This window comes from Thermoanaerobacter uzonensis DSM 18761 (assembly GCF_900129115.1).
GTDB lineage: Bacteria > Bacillota > Thermoanaerobacteria > Thermoanaerobacterales > Thermoanaerobacteraceae > Thermoanaerobacter > Thermoanaerobacter uzonensis.
The window spans coordinates 109289-127466 of record NZ_FQUR01000006.1; the positions used below are offsets into that span (position 1 = coordinate 109289).

An 18178-nucleotide genomic window follows, 5' to 3' on the forward strand; every position below is an offset into this window, starting at 1 on the left:
ACTGAGTTTGAATAGGTGGTGAACAAAGTGTCATTAGTCAATACAAAAAAGATGCTTGAAGATGCTAAAAAAAACAAATATGCTGTAGGAGCCTTTAACGTGCACAACCTTGAAACTTTAAAAGCTGTTGCAAAAGCTGCATATGAAATGAGGTCACCTTTAATTTTACAGACAACACCGGGTACAATAAAACATGCAGGAGAAGACTATATAGCTGCAATGGCAAAAGTCGCATCAGAAAAATATGACATACCAATAGCACTACATTTAGACCACGGAAATTCCTTTGACCTCGTTGTAAAATGCATAAGAGCAGGTTACACTTCAGTAATGATTGACGGCTCAATGCTTTCCTATGAACAAAATGTCGAACTGACAAAAAAAGTTGTAGAAGTAGCTCATGCAGCAGGGGTGACTGTAGAAGCAGAACTTGGGAGTATAGTAGGCGTTGAAGACGATATGTACGTAAAAGAAGATAAAAGTGCATTTACAGATCCTGAAATGGCAGCGGATTTTGTAGAGAAGACAGGAGTTGACTCATTAGCTATAGCAATTGGCACGGCCCATGGGATGTACAAAGGAGAAGTAAAACTTGACTTTGAAAGGCTAAAAGAAATAGCGAGCTTAGTAGACATTCCATTGGTACTTCATGGTGCATCAGGAGTTCCTGATGAGTTGGTAAAAAAAGCTATAGCACTGGGTATATGCAAATTAAACATTGCTACAGAATTAAAAATTCCTTTTGCAAATGCAATAAAAGAAGTATTTAAAAATAACCCAGATGAGAGCGATCCAAGAAAATTCCTTGCACCTGGAGAAAGAGCAATAGAAGAAGTCGTAAAAGAAAAAATAAAACTTTTTGGCTGTGGTGAAAGAGCATGATATTGACAGTCACTTTAAATCCCTCAGTTGACAGAAGTTACAGAGTAGACAATTTTCAAGTGGGCAAAATTTTCAGAGCCCAGGAAGAAAACAGCGTGGCAGGTGGCAAGGGAATCAATGTAACAAAGGTTATAAAAACATTGGGAGAGGAGGTAACAGCAACAGGATTTTTAGGCGGTAAATCGGGAGAATTCATAGAAGAAGAGCTTAACAAAATAGGTGTCAAATGTAGCTTTATCAAAATAGATGGAGAAACTCGCACATGTATAGCAATTTTAGATCCTGTATCAAAAACTCAGACGGAAATCTTGGAAAAGGGACCTTATGTGTCTCAGGAGCATGTAGAAAAATTTTTAGACAATTTTAATGAACTATCAAAGAGCTGCAATATCATAACAGCCTCAGGCAGTGCACCTTCTGGTGTTCCTGAAGATATCTATATAGAACTAATAAATATCTCAAAGCAAAACGGTGCCAAATTAATTTTAGATACGAGCGGTGCATACCTATCAAAAGCCATTAGAGCAAAACCATTTATGATTAAACCTAACAAAGAAGAAGTAGAAAAACTGCTCAATAGAGAATTAGAAAATATTGAAGAAATCAAAAAAGCGGCTTTAGAGCTCAAACAGTTTGGAATAACTATTGTGTCAATATCTTTAGGCAGTGAAGGTTCTATCGTTGCATGTGAGGAGGGAGTATTTAGACTTATACCACCTCAAATAAAAGTAGCAAGCCCTGTGGGCTCAGGGGACTCATATGTTGCAGGTATGGCAGTAGGCATAAAAAGAGGATTTGATATTGTTGATGCTGCGATATTAGCAACTGCATGTGGAACGGCAAATGCCATGTATTACAAGACAGGATATGTTACATTAGAGAATGTTGAGCATTTAAAAAATAATGTAAAGGTCGAAAAACTTTAAAAAAACAAGGAGGTATAAAAATATGATATTAGGTTACAGTGAAGAACAATTAAAAGAAAAGAAAGGTTATGCTACAGCGAAAGAAATAAATCAGCAGCCGCGATTATGGAGAGAACTTTTTAATATTCTTTTACATCAAAAAAGAGAAATCACTGAGTTTTTAAATCCAATATTCCAAATAAAAGATTTAAAAATTATACTAACTGGTGCAGGAACATCTGCTTTTGTAGGCTATAGCAGTGAAGGCTATTTGAGGAGAATGCTTGGCTTAGACATTGAAGCAATTGATACTACAGATATTGTTGCATCACCAGAGAACTTTTTCTTTAAAGACAAACCTACTCTTTTAATTTCCCATGGAAGGTCTGGTGATAGTCCAGAAAGCCTAGCTACAATAGAGTTAGCAGAAAAAATTATAAAAGATGTTTATTTTTTAAACATCACCTGCAATAAAGATGGCAAAATGGCAAAAAGCACAATTGACAAGAAAAATTGTTTAAACATATTTATGCCTGAAGAAGCAAATGATGAAGGTTTTGCAATGACAAGTAGTTTCACATGTATGCTTTTAACAGATTTAATGCTGCCACACATAGAACAAATTGAGAGCAAAAAAGACCTCTTTGAAAAATTAGCAAAAGAAGCAGAGAGAATAATAGAGGAAGATGCAAGGTTAGTAGAAGAAATATCAAAAAATGACTATGACAGATTGATATACTTGGGCAGTGGCAACTTAAAAGGATGTGCTGCAGAAGCTGCATTAAAATCTTTAGAATTATCACGAGGAGAAGTAAATACTAATTTTAACACCTCTTTAGGATTTAGACATGGTCCCAAATCTGTTATAAATGATAAAACACTTATAGGATTTTTTGTATCAAACAATCCTTATACACAAAAATATGATTTAGACCTCATAAAAGAGATAGCAAATGAACCCGGGAAAAGAAAATTAATGGCTTTTATGCCGGAAGATTTGCAAATAGATGGAATAGATTATATATTCAAATTGAGACAGGACTTTACCAATGTAGAAGAAGCTTTTTTAACACCTTTGTACATTATTTATGCACAAATTTTAGCTTTTTATAAGTCCTTGAATCTAGGGATAACACCTGATGATCCAAATCCTGAAGGAAGAGTAAATAGGGTTGTTAAAGGGGTAATAATTTATGAATATGTTTAAGGTTTTGTTAGCCATTGGAGATTTATATAACACTCCATGGCTTTATTTTTTAAATAGCTTAACAAATTTCCAATTATTTTTTAAATTTTTTTCAACAAAAAAGAAGGATTTTTCGAAATGATGTAGAATACATATAATATAAGTTTGTCGAATCAATAAACTATTAGGAGTGGTTGCATAAATGAAGAGGAAATTAAAAAACAGCGTTGGAATATGGGCATTTGGCCCGACTGCTACCAGATTTGTTCCTGCAAGATACCGCCCGGAACTTTCAAATGAGACAATGGAAGCAAGAACAGAAAGAGTTCTCAAAGGATTAGGTGAGTTTATTGATGGCTATGAATACCATTACCCAAATGAGATAAATGAAAATAATGTAAGCAGTATAAAAGAAATATTAGCTAGCGAAGGGAAAGACATATATTGTATAGCTCTTGGCCATCATACAAATCCCAAGTATTCTTTAGGTTCTTTAGTAAATCCTTTTCCTGAAATACGCAAGGAAGCTATAAACATTGCTAAAGATGGTATAGACTTAGCGTCTTCAGTTGGTGCTAATTTTATAATTTGGCCGGGCGGTGAAGGATATAATTATCCCTTTCAGACAGATTATGAAAAGATGTGGAATGACTTCATAGACGCAATTGCCATTCTTACAGAACAGGCAAATAAAAAAGGAGTTACTATATTCCTTGAGCATAAAAACAGTGAACCTGCTATGAAAGTGGCTATGAGAAGCATAGGTATGACACTGTATGTTATCAATAAAGTTAAAGAAAGGGGAGTAGATACAAGTAATTTAAAGGTCAACATGGATTGGCAACATCTTATAATGAATGGTGAAAATTTAGCCGAATATGCAAGGCTATTAGCAATGGAAAATAAATTAGGCCATCAGCATGCAAACAGCGGATGGGGGACTTTTGATGATGATAGTATGGTTGGAGCCTTACGATTTGTGGAGACATTAGAACTTGCCAAAGAATTACAACTTATTGGTTATGGCAAAAATGGCGAGAGAATAGGTTTTGACCTTTTACCCTATACAGAAGATGCGATAGAAGCTGTTAAAGAGAGTGTGATTCATTGGGAATTTATTTATGATTTAGCTTACAAAATAAATATCGAGCATCTATATGAGGCAAAAAGAACCAAGGATGCTGTAAAAGCCTATAAAGAAGTATATAAAGCACTTGGGGCAAAATTTTAAATAATTATATTTTTCAGAAGGAGGAGAACAAAATGGAATACTTCAAAAATGTACCAAAAGTACAATACGAAGGACCAAAGTCAAACAACCCATATGCATTTAAATTTTACAATCCTGATGAAATAATAGATGGGAAACCTTTAAAAGAACACTTGCGTTTTTCAGTAGCGTACTGGCACACATTTACAGCCAATGGGACAGATCCATTTGGAGCACCTACAATGCAAAGACCATGGAATCATCTAAGTGATCCTATGGATATTGCTAAGGCGAGGGTAGAGGCAGCTTTTGAATTTTTTGAAAAGCTTGACGTACCGTTTTTTTGTTTTCATGACAGAGATATAGCTCCAGAAGGGGAGAATTTAAAAGAGACGAACAAAAATTTAGATACAATAGTTGCAATGATAAAAGACTACTTAAAGACGAGCAAAACAAAAGTATTATGGGGTACAGCAAATCTTTTTTCAAATCCGAGATTTGTACATGGAGCAGCAACTTCCTGTAATGCAGATGTATTTGCATATGCAGCGGCACAAGTAAAGAAAGCCCTTGAGATAACAAAAGAACTTGGAGGACAGAACTATGTATTTTGGGGTGGAAGAGAAGGATATGAAACACTACTCAATACAGATATGGAATTGGAACTTGATAACCTCGCAAGATTTTTGCACATGGCAGTAGAATATGCAAAAGAGATAGGATTTGAAGGGCAGCTTTTAATTGAGCCAAAACCTAAAGAACCGACAAAACACCAATATGATTTTGACGCAGCGAACGTATATGCATTTTTGAAGAAATATGACCTTGATAAATACTTCAAATTAAACATAGAAGCAAACCATGCGACACTTGCAGGACATGACTTTCAGCATGAATTAAGATATGCAAGAATTAACAATATGTTAGGCTCTATAGATGCAAATATGGGAGATATGCTTTTAGGATGGGATACAGACCAATTTCCGACAGACATACGAATGACAACCCTTGCAATGTATGAAGTCATTAAGATGGGTGGTTTTGACAAAGGAGGACTTAACTTTGATGCAAAAGTAAGACGTGCTTCATTTGAACCAGAAGACCTATTTTTAGGGCATATTGCAGGAATGGATGCTTTTGCAAAAGGATTTAAAGTAGCCTATAAGCTTGTTAAAGATGGTGTATTTGATAGATTTATAGAAGAAAAATACAAAAGTTATCGAGAAGGCATAGGAGCAGAAATAGTAAATGGAAAAGCGAACTTTAAAATTCTTGAAGAATATGCATTAAACAATCCAAAGATTGAGAACAAATCAGGCAAGCAAGAGTTGTTAGAGTCAATATTAAATCAGTATTTATTTAGTGAATGACGGAGGGCTAAAATATGTATTTTCTTGGGATAGATTTGGGTACATCAGCTGTAAAGATAATTTTAATAGAGGAAAAGGGAAATGTAATAGGAAGCACATCAAAAGAATATCCAGTATATTACCCTCAGCCAGGCTGGTCAGAACAAAATCCTGAAGACTGGTGGAATGCCACAAAAGATGGCATACGTGAGTTAATAATTAAAACTGGTGTAAAAAATTATGATATAAAAGGCATAGGTTTAAGTGGACAAATGCATGGGCTTGTACTTTTAGATGAGAACAACAATGTACTGATGCCTGCTATACTTTGGAATGACCAAAGGACGCAAGAGGAATGTGATTATATTACCCAAACATTAGGCAAAGAAAGATTGACAAAATATACAGGGAACAAAGCATTAACAGGATTTACAGCGCCAAAGATATTATGGGTAAAAAAACATCGCCCTGAGATATATAAAAAGATTAAACATATACTTTTGCCTAAAGATTATATCAGATTCAAACTTACAGGGGAATATGCCACAGATGTGTCAGATGCATCAGGTACATTGTTGTTTGATGTAGAAAATAGAAGATGGTCAAAAGAGATGCTAGATGCGTTAGACATTCCCTACGATTGGATGCCTAAATGCTATGAATCCACAGGAGTAACTGGATATGTAACGAAAGAGGCAGCAGATTTAACAGGGTTAAAAGAAGGGACAATAGTTGTAGGCGGAGGAGGAGATCAAGCAAGTGGAGCAGTAGGGACAGGTACAGTAAAAAGCGGCATAGTATCAGTTGCACTTGGCACTTCAGGAGTTGTATTTGCAAGTCAAGATAAATATGTAGTAGACGAAGAAAACAGGTTACATTCTTTTTGCCATGCTAATGGTAAGTGGCATGTAATGGGAGTAATGCTCTCAGCGGCCGCCTGCCTAAAATGGTGGGTAGATAAAATAATCAACTTTAATGGTTCTTCTATAACATATGAAAAGCTTTTAGAAGAAGCAGAAAAAGTAACACCAGGCAGTGGTGGATTAATATTTCTCCCTTATCTCATGGGCGAAAGAACACCACATAGTGACCCTTATGCAAGAGGGTGTTTTATAGGACTTAACATGACTCACAATAGAGGGCATATGACAAGAGCAATACTTGAAGGGGTAGCATTAGGACTTAGAGACTCGCTTGAGATAATAAAAGAACTCAATATACCGGTAAATGAAGTCAGAGTAAGCGGTGGCGGTGCAAAAAGTGTGTTGTGGAGACAAATACTTGCAGACATTTTTGGTGTCAGAGTAGACATGGTAAATGCGACTGAAGGACCAGCTTTTGGCGCAGCAATAATGGCAGCAGTGGGATATGGAATATTTAAAGATGTTGAGGAGGCATGTAGTACACTCATCAAAGTGACTGATAGTGTGTATCCAATAGGAGAAAATGTAAGTAAATATGATGAAATATATCAGATTTATAGAGGTTTGTATAAGGCCCTTAAAGATAGGTTTGGGGAAATAGCTAGTATAAATTAATTTCGAAAAATATACTTGTAAAAGTAAAAACACAATATTAAAGGGGAATGTTAAAGGGGGTGAGATAAAATCACAAAATTGTTAAATTAAAAATTTAATTTTACTAGTAAAATTTTCACAGCACAAATTAGGAGGGTGAAAAGAATGAGGAGAATTATTGCTTTAATTACAATTGTGATTATGGTGGTTGGGCTGTTATCAGGATGCGGACAAAATAGTCAAACAGGGCAATCTGAGTCAACTCAGCCAAAAGAAAAAGTATTAAAGATTTGGTCTTTTACAAATGAAGCAAAGGTTTTCGCAACAGCTTTTAAAGAGAAACATCCAGATGTAAAAATAGAGTATACTATGATTCCAATGACAGAAGGAGAATATCAATTAAAACTTAAATCAGCATTACAGTCAGGAGATGTTCCGGATGTTGTTGCTTTAGAAGCAAGCTTTGTTAGAAGTTTTGTGGAAAGTAATTATTTAGCTGACATATCTGATTTACTTCCTGCAGCAAAAGAATTAGAGACTTATCAATTTACTATAGATATGGGAACAGATCAAAATGGTGTGATAAAAGCTTATTCTTATCAGGCTACTCCTGGCGTTATGTATTATCGTAGAAGTCTTGCAAAGCTATATTTTGGAACTGATGATCCAGCAAAAATCCAAGAGCTAATGTCCGACATTGACAAATTTTCAGAAGCAGCAAAAATAATAAAGGAAAAATCTAATGGCAATACCTATATGGTAGCTTCTACAGCTGATTTTGGAAATTTGTTTTTTGCGAATAGGTCACAACCGTGGATAGTGAACAATAAATTGGTTATAGATCCACAAATTGATAAATTATTTGATATTGCAAAATTATTTAGGCAAAACGGATATGAAGCACAAACACAACAATGGTCAGAAAGCTGGTTTGCTGGCATGAACGATTCGTTAGTGGATGCAAAAGGTAATCCAAAACAAGTTTTTGCATATTTCTTGCCAACATGGGGATTGTCGTACGTATTGCAACCAAATGCTGTAGCAAAACAAAACAAAGAAGGTAAAACGGTAGGCCATGATACATCAGGCGATTGGGCTCTTATTCCAGGCCCATTACCATATCAATGGGGTGGTACATGGTTCGGAGTGCCAAAAGATAGTAAGAATATAGAATTAGCAAAAGAATTTATAAAATTTGCTACTTTAAATGAGGAAACATTAAAAAATTGGGCATTAGGTGTTTATACGAATGAATATCTAAAAAAGATAGATCCCAGTGTTGGGAACGATTTAAAACAACCAGCTGGAGACTTTGTATCGAGCAAAAAAGTAGTAGAAGAACTAATACCACAGATGAAAGATACTCCTGCAAGTAAATTTGTTGGAGGACAAAATCCTTATGAAGTATTTGCAGAAGCAGCAAAACGCATTGATCTTGCTAATACTCTCAAAAATATTCAGGGTACGGATGATGTGATTCAACGTGCATTATGGGATCCATTGGATGCTTACGCTTCTGGTAAAGTAAGTAAAGAGGAAGCGGTAAAGCAATTCAAAGACAATGTTAAAAATGCTCTTCCCAATGTTCAAGTTAATTAATATATTAGCTAGAGAAAATGCTAGCGTTTTGCTGGCATTTTCTCTAGGCTTCTTAGTAATTTTATAAAAGTGAGGGAATACAAATATGGAAGCTTTTAATCTAAAATCGAAAAGCAAGATTAATAAGAATTATTATGGTTATATCTTTACTTTGCCATTTATAGTTATATTTTTAGTTTTTAATCTATATCCACTTATTTATACATTTTACTTAAGTTTAACAGATATGACTCTGATGAATTTGTCTTATCATTTTGTTGGACTTGCGAATTTCAAACAATTATTTTCTGATAACTATTTTTTAAAATCAGTAATAAATACTTGGAAAATTTGGCTTATAAATTTTATTCCCCAATTAGGTATTGCTATGCTTTTAGCCATTTGGTTTGTTAATAATAGGTTGAAAATTAAATTTATTGGGTTATGGAGAACGATTTATTACTTACCAAATATACTTATGCCAGTTGCAGTAGCTGCGCTTTTTTATAATTTTTTCTCTCTATATGGACCTGTAAATCAGATATTAGTTCGCACAGGAATTTTAAAAGAAGCTTTTGACTTTTTTAGGAGTACTACTTGGACACAACTTATTGTGGCGTTTATTCAATGGTGGATGTGGTATGGAGTAACAATAATCTTTTTAATGGCAGGGCTATCTTCAATTTCACCTTCATATTATGAATCAGCTTTAGTGGATGGTGCTAATTCATGGCAAATGTTTACTAAAATTACTCTTCCTCTTTTAAAACCGGTTCTAATATATGTACTTGTGACTTCGCTATCAGGCGGAATGCAGATGTTTGATATACCCTATTTATTAACTGATGGGACAGGATCTCCTGACGGAGCTATAAGAACAATGAGCGTTTTAATGTATATGAAATTTTCAAGTGGCGATGGTTATATTGGTGCTGCTGCTTCTGTTGGTGTTATGATTTTTCTTATAACTGCTATTGCAGCATTTATTATAATAAACCTGCTAAAAGAGAGGGAATAAAGACAAAAATTAGGCTAAGAAAGGATGGGATTATGAATTATAAACTTCGTATAAAATTTATGAAGATAGGAGTATATATCTTTTTAATTATACTTTTCTTACTTGGTATTTTACCTATATGGCTTTTGCTTGTTAATGCTACACGTTCCACACCTGAAATACAGCAAGGAGTTAGTTTGTTGCCAAGCAGTAATCTGTGGGTAAATTGGAATCATCTTACAGGAATGGGAGTAAACATATGGCGAGGCTTTTTAAACAGCCTTATTATATCTGTTCCAGTTACTTTTTTAACTGTTTATTTTTCAATGATGACGGCTTATGCAATTCATGTATATGATTTTAAATGGAAAAAAATGCTATATAATACTGTGGTACTTTTGACAATTGTTCCAACTCAATTAGTACCAATAATAGGATTTTATAAATATATGGCATCTCTAAAATTATTAAATAGTTATATTCCGCTAATTGTTCCAGCTATTGCTTCGCCTCCAATGGTATTTTTTGCACTACAATATTTGGAATCTACGATAGTAAAGGATTTAATAGAAGCTGCCCGTATCGAAGGAAGTGGAGAACTTGGAATTTTTCATAAAATTATTTTACCTATAGCAAAACCTGGTGCATTTACAATGGGAATTTTATCTTTTGTTGCTTCTTGGAATAACTTTTTTACTCCATTTATGTTAATTTCAAAAATAGAAAAATATACGCTTCCAATGATTGTTAAATTATTACGTGGGGATATGTATAGAACAGAATATGGAGCAATATACCTTGGTCTTGCAATCACGATGATTCCTATTATAATAGTTTATGCTATATTTTCAAAGTATATTGTAAGCGGAATTGCAATGGGTGCTATAAAAGAGTAAAAAATAATAGCAAAAGGGGGATTTTTAAATGAAGCCATTATATTTAGATTCCACTCAATCAGTGGAAAAAAGAGTAGAAGATTTATTACAGCAAATGACTATAGAAGAAAAAGTAGCACAATTAAACAGTATTTGGGTATACGAAATATTAGATGATATGAAATTTTCTTTTGATAAAGCTAAAAGATTAATGTCATATGGAATAGGTCAGATTACCCGCCTTGGTGGAGCAAGTAATTTATCACCACGGGAAACAGTGAGAATAGCAAATCAGATTCAAAAATTTTTGATTGAAAATACAAGGCTTGGCATACCTGCTTTGATTCATGAGGAGTCTTGTAGTGGATATATGGCAAGGGGAGCAACTATTTTTCCACAAACTATAGGAGTTGCGAGTACGTGGAATAATGAACTTGTTGAAAAAATGGCTTCTGTAATAAGAGAACAGATGAAAGCTGCTGGAGCAAGGCAAGCTCTTGCGCCTTTATTGGATATTACAAGAGATCCACGTTGGGGAAGAACAGAAGAAACTTTTGGAGAAGACCCTTATTTAGTAATGCGTATGGGTGTTTCATATATTCGTGGGCTTCAAACTGAAAGTTTAAAGGAAGGCATTGTAGCTACAGGAAAACATTTTGTGGGATATGGAAATTCAGAAGGAGGTATGAATTGGGCTCCTGCTCATATTCCTGAAAGGGAGCTTAGAGAAGTTTTTCTTTATCCTTTTGAGGCGGCGGTAAAAGAGGCGAAATTAAGTTCGATTATGCCGGGATACCACGAACTTGATGGGGTACCGTGTCACAAATCAAAAAAATTGTTAAACGATATTTTACGTAAAGATTGGGGTTTCGAGGGAATTGTAGTATCTGATTACTTTGCTATAAGCCAGCTTTACGAGTACCATCATGTGACATCAGATAAAAAGGGAGCTGCAAAATTGGCTTTAGAGGCTGGTGTTGATGTGGAATTACCAAGCACCGACTATTATGGCTTGCCGCTTAGAGAGTTAATTGAAAGTGGTGAGATTGATATAGATTTTGTAAATGAAGCTGTAAAGAGAGTTTTAAAAATAAAATTTGAATTAGGGTTATTTGAGAATCCTTATATAAATGAAGAAAAGGCTGTTGAGATTTTTGATACAAATGAACAACGAGAACTAGCTTATAAAATAGCGCAGGAGTCTATAGTATTGTTGAAAAATGAAAATAATTTGCTGCCTTTAAAGAAAGATTTGAAATCTATTGCAGTTATTGGCCCCAATGCTGATAGTATTCGCAATATGATTGGTGATTATGCATATCCTTGTCATATTGAATCATTACTTGAAATGAGAGAGACAGACAATGTTTTTAATACACCTTTGCCAGAAAGCTTAGAAGCAAAAGATATTTATGTACCTATTGTAACTGTGCTACAGGGAATTAAGGCAAAAGCTTCTTCTAATACAGAAGTTTTATATGCAAAAGGCTGCGATGTTCTTAACAATAGTAAGGATGGTTTTAAAGAAGCGGTTGAGATTGCAAAACAGGCTGATGTTGCTGTTGTGGTAGTAGGAGATAAATCAGGGTTAACAGATGGCTGTACTTCTGGTGAATCAAGAGATCGGGCAGACCTTAATTTGCCGGGTGTACAAGAAGAGCTGATAAAAGCAGTTTATGAAACTGGTACACCAGTAATAGTGGTACTTATAAATGGAAGACCAATGTCTATTTCTTGGATAGCTGAAAAAATTCCAGCAATTATTGAAGCTTGGTTACCTGGTGAAGAGGGTGGAAGAGCTGTTGCAGATGTGATTTTTGGTGACTATAATCCTGGAGGTAAACTACCAATTTCTATTCCTCAATCAGTAGGGCAGTTACCAGTATATTATTACCATAAACCTTCTGGAGGCCGCAGTCACTGGAAGGGGGACTATGTAGAATTAAGCACAAAGCCTTTATATCCCTTTGGTTATGGTCTTAGCTATACAGAGTTTTCATACACTAATCTTAATATTTCTAATAGAAAGGTTTCTTTAAGGGACAGAATGGTTGAAATCTCTGTTGATATAAAAAATACAGGTACATTAAAGGGAGATGAAGTTGTTCAACTTTATATACATCAAGAAGCTTTAAGTGTTACAAGGCCTGTTAAAGAGCTTAAAGGGTTTAAACGCATTACTTTAGATGCTGGTGAAGAAAAGACAGTTATTTTCAAACTTTCTATTGAACAACTGGGTTTTTATGATGAGAATATGGAGTATGTGATAGAACCAGGACGTGTAGATGTAATGATAGGGAGCTCTTCTGAAGATATAAGGCTAAGGGATTATTTTGAAATTGTAGGAGAAAAAGAGAAAGTAGCTAAAAAATTCATTACGGAAGTAAGGGTAGAGAATAAATAGAAAGCCAAATAATAGAGATAGGAGTGATAAAATTGGCAAAATTTCCAAAAGATTTCGTTTGGGGGACAGCCACATCATCATACCAAATAGAAAGGGCAGTAAATGAAGATGTGACACCTTCCATATGGGACACATTGGGATAAAGCATTTTTCATAGTAATGTTGAAATGTTCTCTCTTTATATCTAACTTAGCTGTATAATTAAAAGGTAACTACAAAATAAAAAATTATTTCAATTTTCTTTTAAGATTTAATATGTTATAATTCACACTAGAAACAACAATATAAATAGAAGGGTGAAGAAATGATAACAGCGGATCAATTATTAGTTAAGCAAATAAATAAATCAATAGTACTAAATACTATTCGCAAAAAAGGCAATATTTCGAGGGCAGAAATTGCAGGTATAACAGGTTTAAACAAGTCAACTGTATCTTTCCTTGTTGATGAACTTATAAACGAAGGGTTTGTGAAAGAAGAGGGGCCAGGAGAATCAAAAGGTGGCAGGAAGCCAATCATATTAAGCATAAATAACAAAGCTGGATGCATAATAGGCATTGACTTAGATGTAAATTATATACTAATTGTTTTGACTGATTTGATGGCAAATGTTATTTGGGAAAAGAAAATAGATATAAAAATTGGCGAGAACCAGCAAACTATTATTGAACGTTTGATAGAATTGATTGATGAAGCAATCTCAAATGCTCCTGAAACAATAAGAGGAATTTTAGGAATTGGGATTGGTGTTCCTGGCATTGTGGATTACAAGAAAGGCAGTATATTATTAGCGCCAAATTTAAAATGGGAAAATGTACCTCTTAAACAAATTGTAGAAGATAAATTCAAAATTAAGGTACACATAGATAATGAAGCAAATGTAGGAGCTATAGGAGAAAAGTGGTTTGGGGTAGGTGCCAAATATAACAATCTTGTTTATGTGAGTGCTGGAATTGGTATTGGTACCGGAATAATAATTAATGGAGAGTTATACAGAGGCACAGTAGGTCTTGCTGGAGAAATGGGACATATGACAATTGATATTTATGACCATCAGTGTAGGTGTGGCAATACAGGATGTTGGGAAAATTATGCTTCAGAAAAAGCATTGCTTGAATACATAAATACACAATTGCTGATGGGAAAGTCTGATGAGTATATAAACAAAAATAACTTTTATACACTGAGTGCTATTGATATTATCGATTATGCGCGAAAAGGGAGCAAAATAGCGGTAGAAGCTTTAAAAGAAATAGGAAGAAAATTAGGAGTAGGTGTAGTCAATATTATAAATACTTTTAATCCTGAACTAGTAATTATTGGAAATACTTTATCTTTAGCTGATGACTTAGTTTTAAACGAAGTTTTAAAAGAAGTAGAGGATAAAAGTCTTGTTTATAGATATTATAAAGTAAAAATAAAAACTTCCAAACTTAAATTCCATGCAGGGGCAATTGGAGCAGTATCTTTAGTTATTTCTGAATTGTTTGCGTATCCAGGGCTTTAATTATAATGAGGTGTTGACATGGAAAAATTAAAAACAATTATTATAGGGCCAGGGAATATTTTTAATAAAGCATATCTTCCTTTTATTTTTAATTTAGAGGAACTAAATATTGTAGGTATTGTTGGAAGAAACAAAGAAAAGCTTATAAAATATAAAGAAAAATATGGTTGTGATGTTTATACACATCTAGATGAAGCGATAAAATTAAAGCCAGATTGCGCTTTTGTGCATGCATCAACAGAAAGCCATTATGAAATAGTAAAAGAACTACTAAAAAGCGGTATTCACGTATATGTTGATAAGCCTATAACTGAAGAGATAGATAAGACAAAAGAACTTATAGATTTGGCTATGGACAAATCTCTTATTTTGAAGGTAGGTTTTAACAGAAGATATGCACCTATGTATCAAAAAGCCTTAGCTTTGTTTGAAGGCTTAAAACCTGAATTGTGCATTATGGTGAAAAATAGGAATAATGACATCAAAAATAGTGTTAAGTTTACACTTTATGACGATTTCATTCATATAATAGACACTTTATGCTATATAGTTAAAGATGTTGATGACATAGATGTAAATATTTCAAAAGAAAGAGACTCATTAAAATCCATAGAAGTAGTATTAAAATCTAATAGTTCTACAGCGATAGGAGTCATGCATAGAAATGGTGGAAAAGATTATGAAAGGTTAGAAATACACGGGCATGGCAAAAGTGCAGTTGTGGAAGACATGGAAAGTATAAGAATAATGGAAAATGGCAAAATATATGTGCATAATTTTGGAAGCTGGGATACTATATCTTATAGAAGAGGTTTTGAGACTGCTGTAAAAAGCTTTTTAAAGAACGTATTAGAAGGGAATTATGCAAATGACGAATTAAAATGTACTTTAAAATCTCACGAGATTATAGGGGAAATATTAAAAAAGACAATATAAAAATCAGGGCACAAAAAGCCCTGATTTTATAATAATGCTTCTATAATAAATGTGCGGGTGTTTTAATAAGCAAATACATCTTTCAAATCTATTTCTAGATCTTCAAAGATAGAAACTTTAATTTTATTTCCTACAGTATATACATCAGGTCTTCCATATCTGAAATTTTCTTGCAAAATAAACACACTTACAACTTTACTATCTGGTTCTACTATCCAATATTCCTTTACTCCATGCTTTTCGTATAAATTAAACTTTTCTATTTTATCTCTACTTGCAGTTGAAGGTGATGTAATTTCAACAATTAAATCAGGAGCTCCTTTACATCCTTCGTCATCTAGCTTTGACTTATCGCATACTACCACGATATCGGGTTCTACAACAGTTTTTATTTCTTTATCACTTTTCTCATTTCCAGAAGGGAACCTTACTCCAAAAGGTGCACTAAATACTTCACATTGCTTACCTCTAAGATATACAGCGAAGCTTGTAAATATTTCTCTTGATATTCTTTGATGAATTGTCGATGGAGAAGTCATTAAATAAATCTGCCCATTTATTAATTCTATTCTTTGATTATTTGGCCAGTTTAAATAATCTTCATAAGTATAAATATCCTCTCTTTTTGGTAAAGGCATAATCAAACACCCCTCTTTAAAACTCTTCTTATACTAAGTTTAACATTTTATATTCCTAATATCCAGAGCAAAAATATCTCCCTTTTTATTTGTTGCATTTAATTATGAAGTCTATATGAGAATAATAGTTCCAATAAAGCAAGTCCCTGAAACAAATAATGTGAAAATGAACCCTGTAACAGGGACAATGATGAGAGCAATCAAAAAAGCACTTGATCCAAATCTAATACTTAATCCGGGGAAAATTATATAGAGATAACATACGTGATAAATTTAAGAAAACCATAGTTTTTGTGATATAATCAAATATAGAAGATTATATGAAATTACTAAAAGGAGTTGTTTTCAAATGAAAAGTATTTTATTAAAGCATGGTGAGATATATACAGAGAAGGAAATAATATACAATGGAGATATATTAATATCAGAAGGTAAAATTGTAGAGATTGGTAAGGGTTTATATAATGTTGATGCAGAAGTAATTGATTTAAAAGGAAAAAAGGTGGTGCCTGGATTTATTGATATACACATACATGGTGGAGTAGGGCATGACACAATGGAAGGTACTTATGAAGCTTTAAATGCTATTTCAGTTCACCTTGCAAGGCATGGGGTTACATCTTTTTGTGCTACTACCATGACAATGGATATACCCTATATTTTAGATGCTCTTAAAAATATTAATGAGACAATGAAAAAGGGTACAGAAGGTGCGCAAGTTTTAGGTGCATATGTGGAAGGACCCTTTATAAGCAAAGAACACAAAGGGGCACAGGATGAGAGATACATCTTAGAACCAAACATAGACATAATGGACAAGTTTATTGAAGCTTCAAATGGGAATATAAAAGTAATAGCACTGGCGCCAGAGAAGGACAAGAATGGGGAATTTGTAGAATATGTAACTAAAAAAAATATAAGAGTATCATTAGGGCATACAAATGCTACTTATGAAGAGATGAAAAATGGAGTTGACCGTGGAGCGACAATAGCAGTTCATACATATAATGGCATGAAAGGGCTTCACCACAGGGAGCCAGGTGCTTTAGGAGAAGTTTTTTTGGATGACAGATTATACAGCGAGTTGATATGCGACTTTATACATTCACATCCTGCGGCAGTAAAAATACTTTTAAAAATAAAAGGGACAGATAGAGTAGTATTAATTTCTGATGCTATGGCAGCTTGTGGTTTAGGAGATGGAGAATACAGTCTTGGAGGGCAAAAAGTTTATGTGAAAAATAAAGAGGCAAGACTTGAGAATGGCACTTTGGCAGGAAGTACTTTGACATTGGATAAAGCTGTAGCAAATATAACGTCTCTTGGAGTACCACTTTTTGAAGCTTGCAAGATGGTTTCAGAAAACCCTGCAAAAGTAATTGGCATAGCTGACAGAAAAGGCAGTATAGCTATAGGAAAAGATGCTGATATAACCATTCTAAACAGTGATTTAACTGTAGATATGACAATGGTTAATGGGAAAATTGTGTATAAAGTAGTATAACAAGATAAAAGAAAATAGAAAAAATTAAAAAGAACAAGAATTTATATTAAGTTCATTAATTGTTAGCTTGATGTATATTTTTGTGAGAGGGGTTTTTTAATGAAATTTGACGAGTTAGATTTTGAGATAATGCGAATTCTGCAGACGGATGGTAGAAAATCATTTAGAGAAATATCTAATGAATTAGGCAAACCAGAGAGCACTGTAAGATTAAGATATAATCAATTGGTTGCAAATAATATTTTACGTGTTGTTGCTATTCCAGATCCCAAACAAGTTGGGTTTGAGGTAATGGCTATTCTTTGTCTAAAAGTAGATTTAGTTTATTTACAAGAAGTTGCGGAAGCACTTGCCAAAGTAAAAGAAGTGAGATTTATTGCTTATACAGCTGGAAGATACGATTTAATTGTAGAAATATATATGAAATCAAATGATGATTTGATAAAGTTTATGACTGAAGATTTGGCAAAAATGAAAGGAATTAAAGAATGTGACTTATCTATAGAACTTAAACTTTTCAAGGATACATACAATTGGATGAATGAAGTTTAGACAAAGAAGAAAAATATTTTGTCTAAAAGCATGGCAGAAATTTATAGTGCCATGTTTTTATTTTGGTCAAATGATTAAGAAAATATTTCTTATATTAACTTTCATTAATTTACTGCTAAAAATAAAACATTAAATATT

16 protein-coding genes and 1 pseudogene are annotated in these 18178 nt (G+C 33.7%); 16 read left to right on the top strand and 1 reads right to left on the bottom strand.

All coding sequences use genetic code 11. The features are described from left to right. Positions 1-27: 27 nt before the first annotated feature. From fba to BUB32_RS00640, 13 genes and pseudogenes are all read left to right on the top strand, one after another. A complete protein-coding gene (gene fba / locus BUB32_RS00580) occupies positions 28-882 on the top strand; it encodes a class II fructose-1,6-bisphosphate aldolase (RefSeq protein WP_072966510.1) in 855 nt (284 codons plus the stop codon). Then, positions 879-1808 carry a 1-phosphofructokinase gene (pfkB, locus tag BUB32_RS00585; RefSeq protein WP_072966512.1) on the top strand — a complete coding sequence of 310 codons (930 nt, stop codon included), beginning with the start codon at positions 879-881 and terminating at the stop codon, positions 1806-1808. The genes fba and pfkB overlap by 4 nt, the downstream gene beginning before the upstream one ends. A 22-nt stretch (positions 1809-1830) precedes the next feature. Beyond that, the gene (locus BUB32_RS00590) at positions 1831-2994 is read left to right on the top strand and encodes an SIS domain-containing protein (RefSeq protein ID WP_072966515.1); all 1164 of its coding nucleotides are present in this window, start codon (positions 1831-1833) and stop codon (positions 2992-2994) included. 181 nt (positions 2995-3175) lie between these two features. Next, positions 3176-4204, top strand: coding sequence for a sugar phosphate isomerase/epimerase family protein (locus tag BUB32_RS00595; RefSeq protein WP_072966518.1), 1029 nt, complete (start codon positions 3176-3178; stop codon positions 4202-4204). A 32-nt stretch (positions 4205-4236) separates the two neighbouring features. After that, positions 4237-5553 (top strand): xylose isomerase, encoded by a 1317-nt coding sequence (gene xylA, locus BUB32_RS00600; RefSeq protein WP_072966521.1) that lies wholly within the window; start codon positions 4237-4239, stop codon positions 5551-5553. Positions 5554-5567: 14 nt separating this feature from the next. After that, a complete protein-coding gene (gene xylB, locus BUB32_RS00605) occupies positions 5568-7070 on the top strand; it encodes a xylulokinase (RefSeq protein WP_072966523.1) in 1503 nt (500 codons plus the stop codon). 144 nt (positions 7071-7214) lie between these two features. Further along, on the top strand, positions 7215-8648 hold the full coding sequence (locus BUB32_RS00610; protein WP_072966525.1) for an ABC transporter substrate-binding protein: 1434 nt from the start codon (positions 7215-7217) through the stop codon (positions 8646-8648). A gap of 85 nt (positions 8649-8733) precedes the next feature. Then, on the top strand, positions 8734-9645 hold the full coding sequence (locus BUB32_RS00615) for a carbohydrate ABC transporter permease (RefSeq protein ID WP_072966527.1): 912 nt from the start codon (positions 8734-8736) through the stop codon (positions 9643-9645). A gap of 32 nt (positions 9646-9677) precedes the next feature. After that, positions 9678-10520, top strand: coding sequence for a carbohydrate ABC transporter permease (locus tag BUB32_RS00620; protein ID WP_072966529.1), 843 nt, complete (start codon positions 9678-9680; stop codon positions 10518-10520). A gap of 28 nt (positions 10521-10548) precedes the next feature. Next, positions 10549-12903, top strand: a complete 2355-nt coding sequence (locus tag BUB32_RS00625) for a glycoside hydrolase family 3 N-terminal domain-containing protein (RefSeq protein WP_072966532.1) — start codon at positions 10549-10551, stop codon at positions 12901-12903. Positions 12904-12935: 32 nt separating this feature from the next. Next, positions 12936-13037: pseudogene (locus tag BUB32_RS12600) on the top strand (family 1 glycosylhydrolase); the annotation flags it as partial. Between the two features lie 170 nt (positions 13038-13207). After that, complete coding sequence (locus BUB32_RS00635) at positions 13208-14410, top strand: ROK family transcriptional regulator (RefSeq protein WP_072966534.1); 1203 nt, start codon at positions 13208-13210, stop codon at positions 14408-14410. Between the two features lie 18 nt (positions 14411-14428). Beyond that, positions 14429-15346, top strand: a complete 918-nt coding sequence (locus BUB32_RS00640; protein WP_072966537.1) for a Gfo/Idh/MocA family protein — start codon at positions 14429-14431, stop codon at positions 15344-15346. Positions 15347-15408: 62 nt separating this feature from the next. Here BUB32_RS00640 and BUB32_RS00645 read toward each other — a convergent pair whose 3' ends face one another. Further along, positions 15409-15984, bottom strand: a complete 576-nt coding sequence (locus BUB32_RS00645) for a Uma2 family endonuclease (protein WP_072966541.1) — start codon at positions 15982-15984, stop codon at positions 15409-15411. A gap of 166 nt (positions 15985-16150) precedes the next feature. Between BUB32_RS00645 and BUB32_RS13395 the strand changes: the two genes are divergently transcribed. From BUB32_RS13395 to BUB32_RS00660, 3 genes are all read left to right on the top strand, one after another. Beyond that, the gene (locus BUB32_RS13395; RefSeq protein WP_072966888.1) at positions 16151-16237 is read left to right on the top strand and encodes an FAD-linked oxidase C-terminal domain-containing protein; all 87 of its coding nucleotides are present in this window, start codon (positions 16151-16153) and stop codon (positions 16235-16237) included. Between the two features lie 96 nt (positions 16238-16333). Beyond that, positions 16334-17488, top strand: coding sequence for an N-acetylglucosamine-6-phosphate deacetylase (nagA, locus tag BUB32_RS00655; RefSeq protein ID WP_072966542.1), 1155 nt, complete (start codon positions 16334-16336; stop codon positions 17486-17488). 99 nt (positions 17489-17587) lie between these two features. Continuing rightward, complete coding sequence (locus BUB32_RS00660) at positions 17588-18040, top strand: Lrp/AsnC family transcriptional regulator (RefSeq protein WP_072966544.1); 453 nt, start codon at positions 17588-17590, stop codon at positions 18038-18040. Positions 18041-18178: the final 138 nt, after the last annotated feature.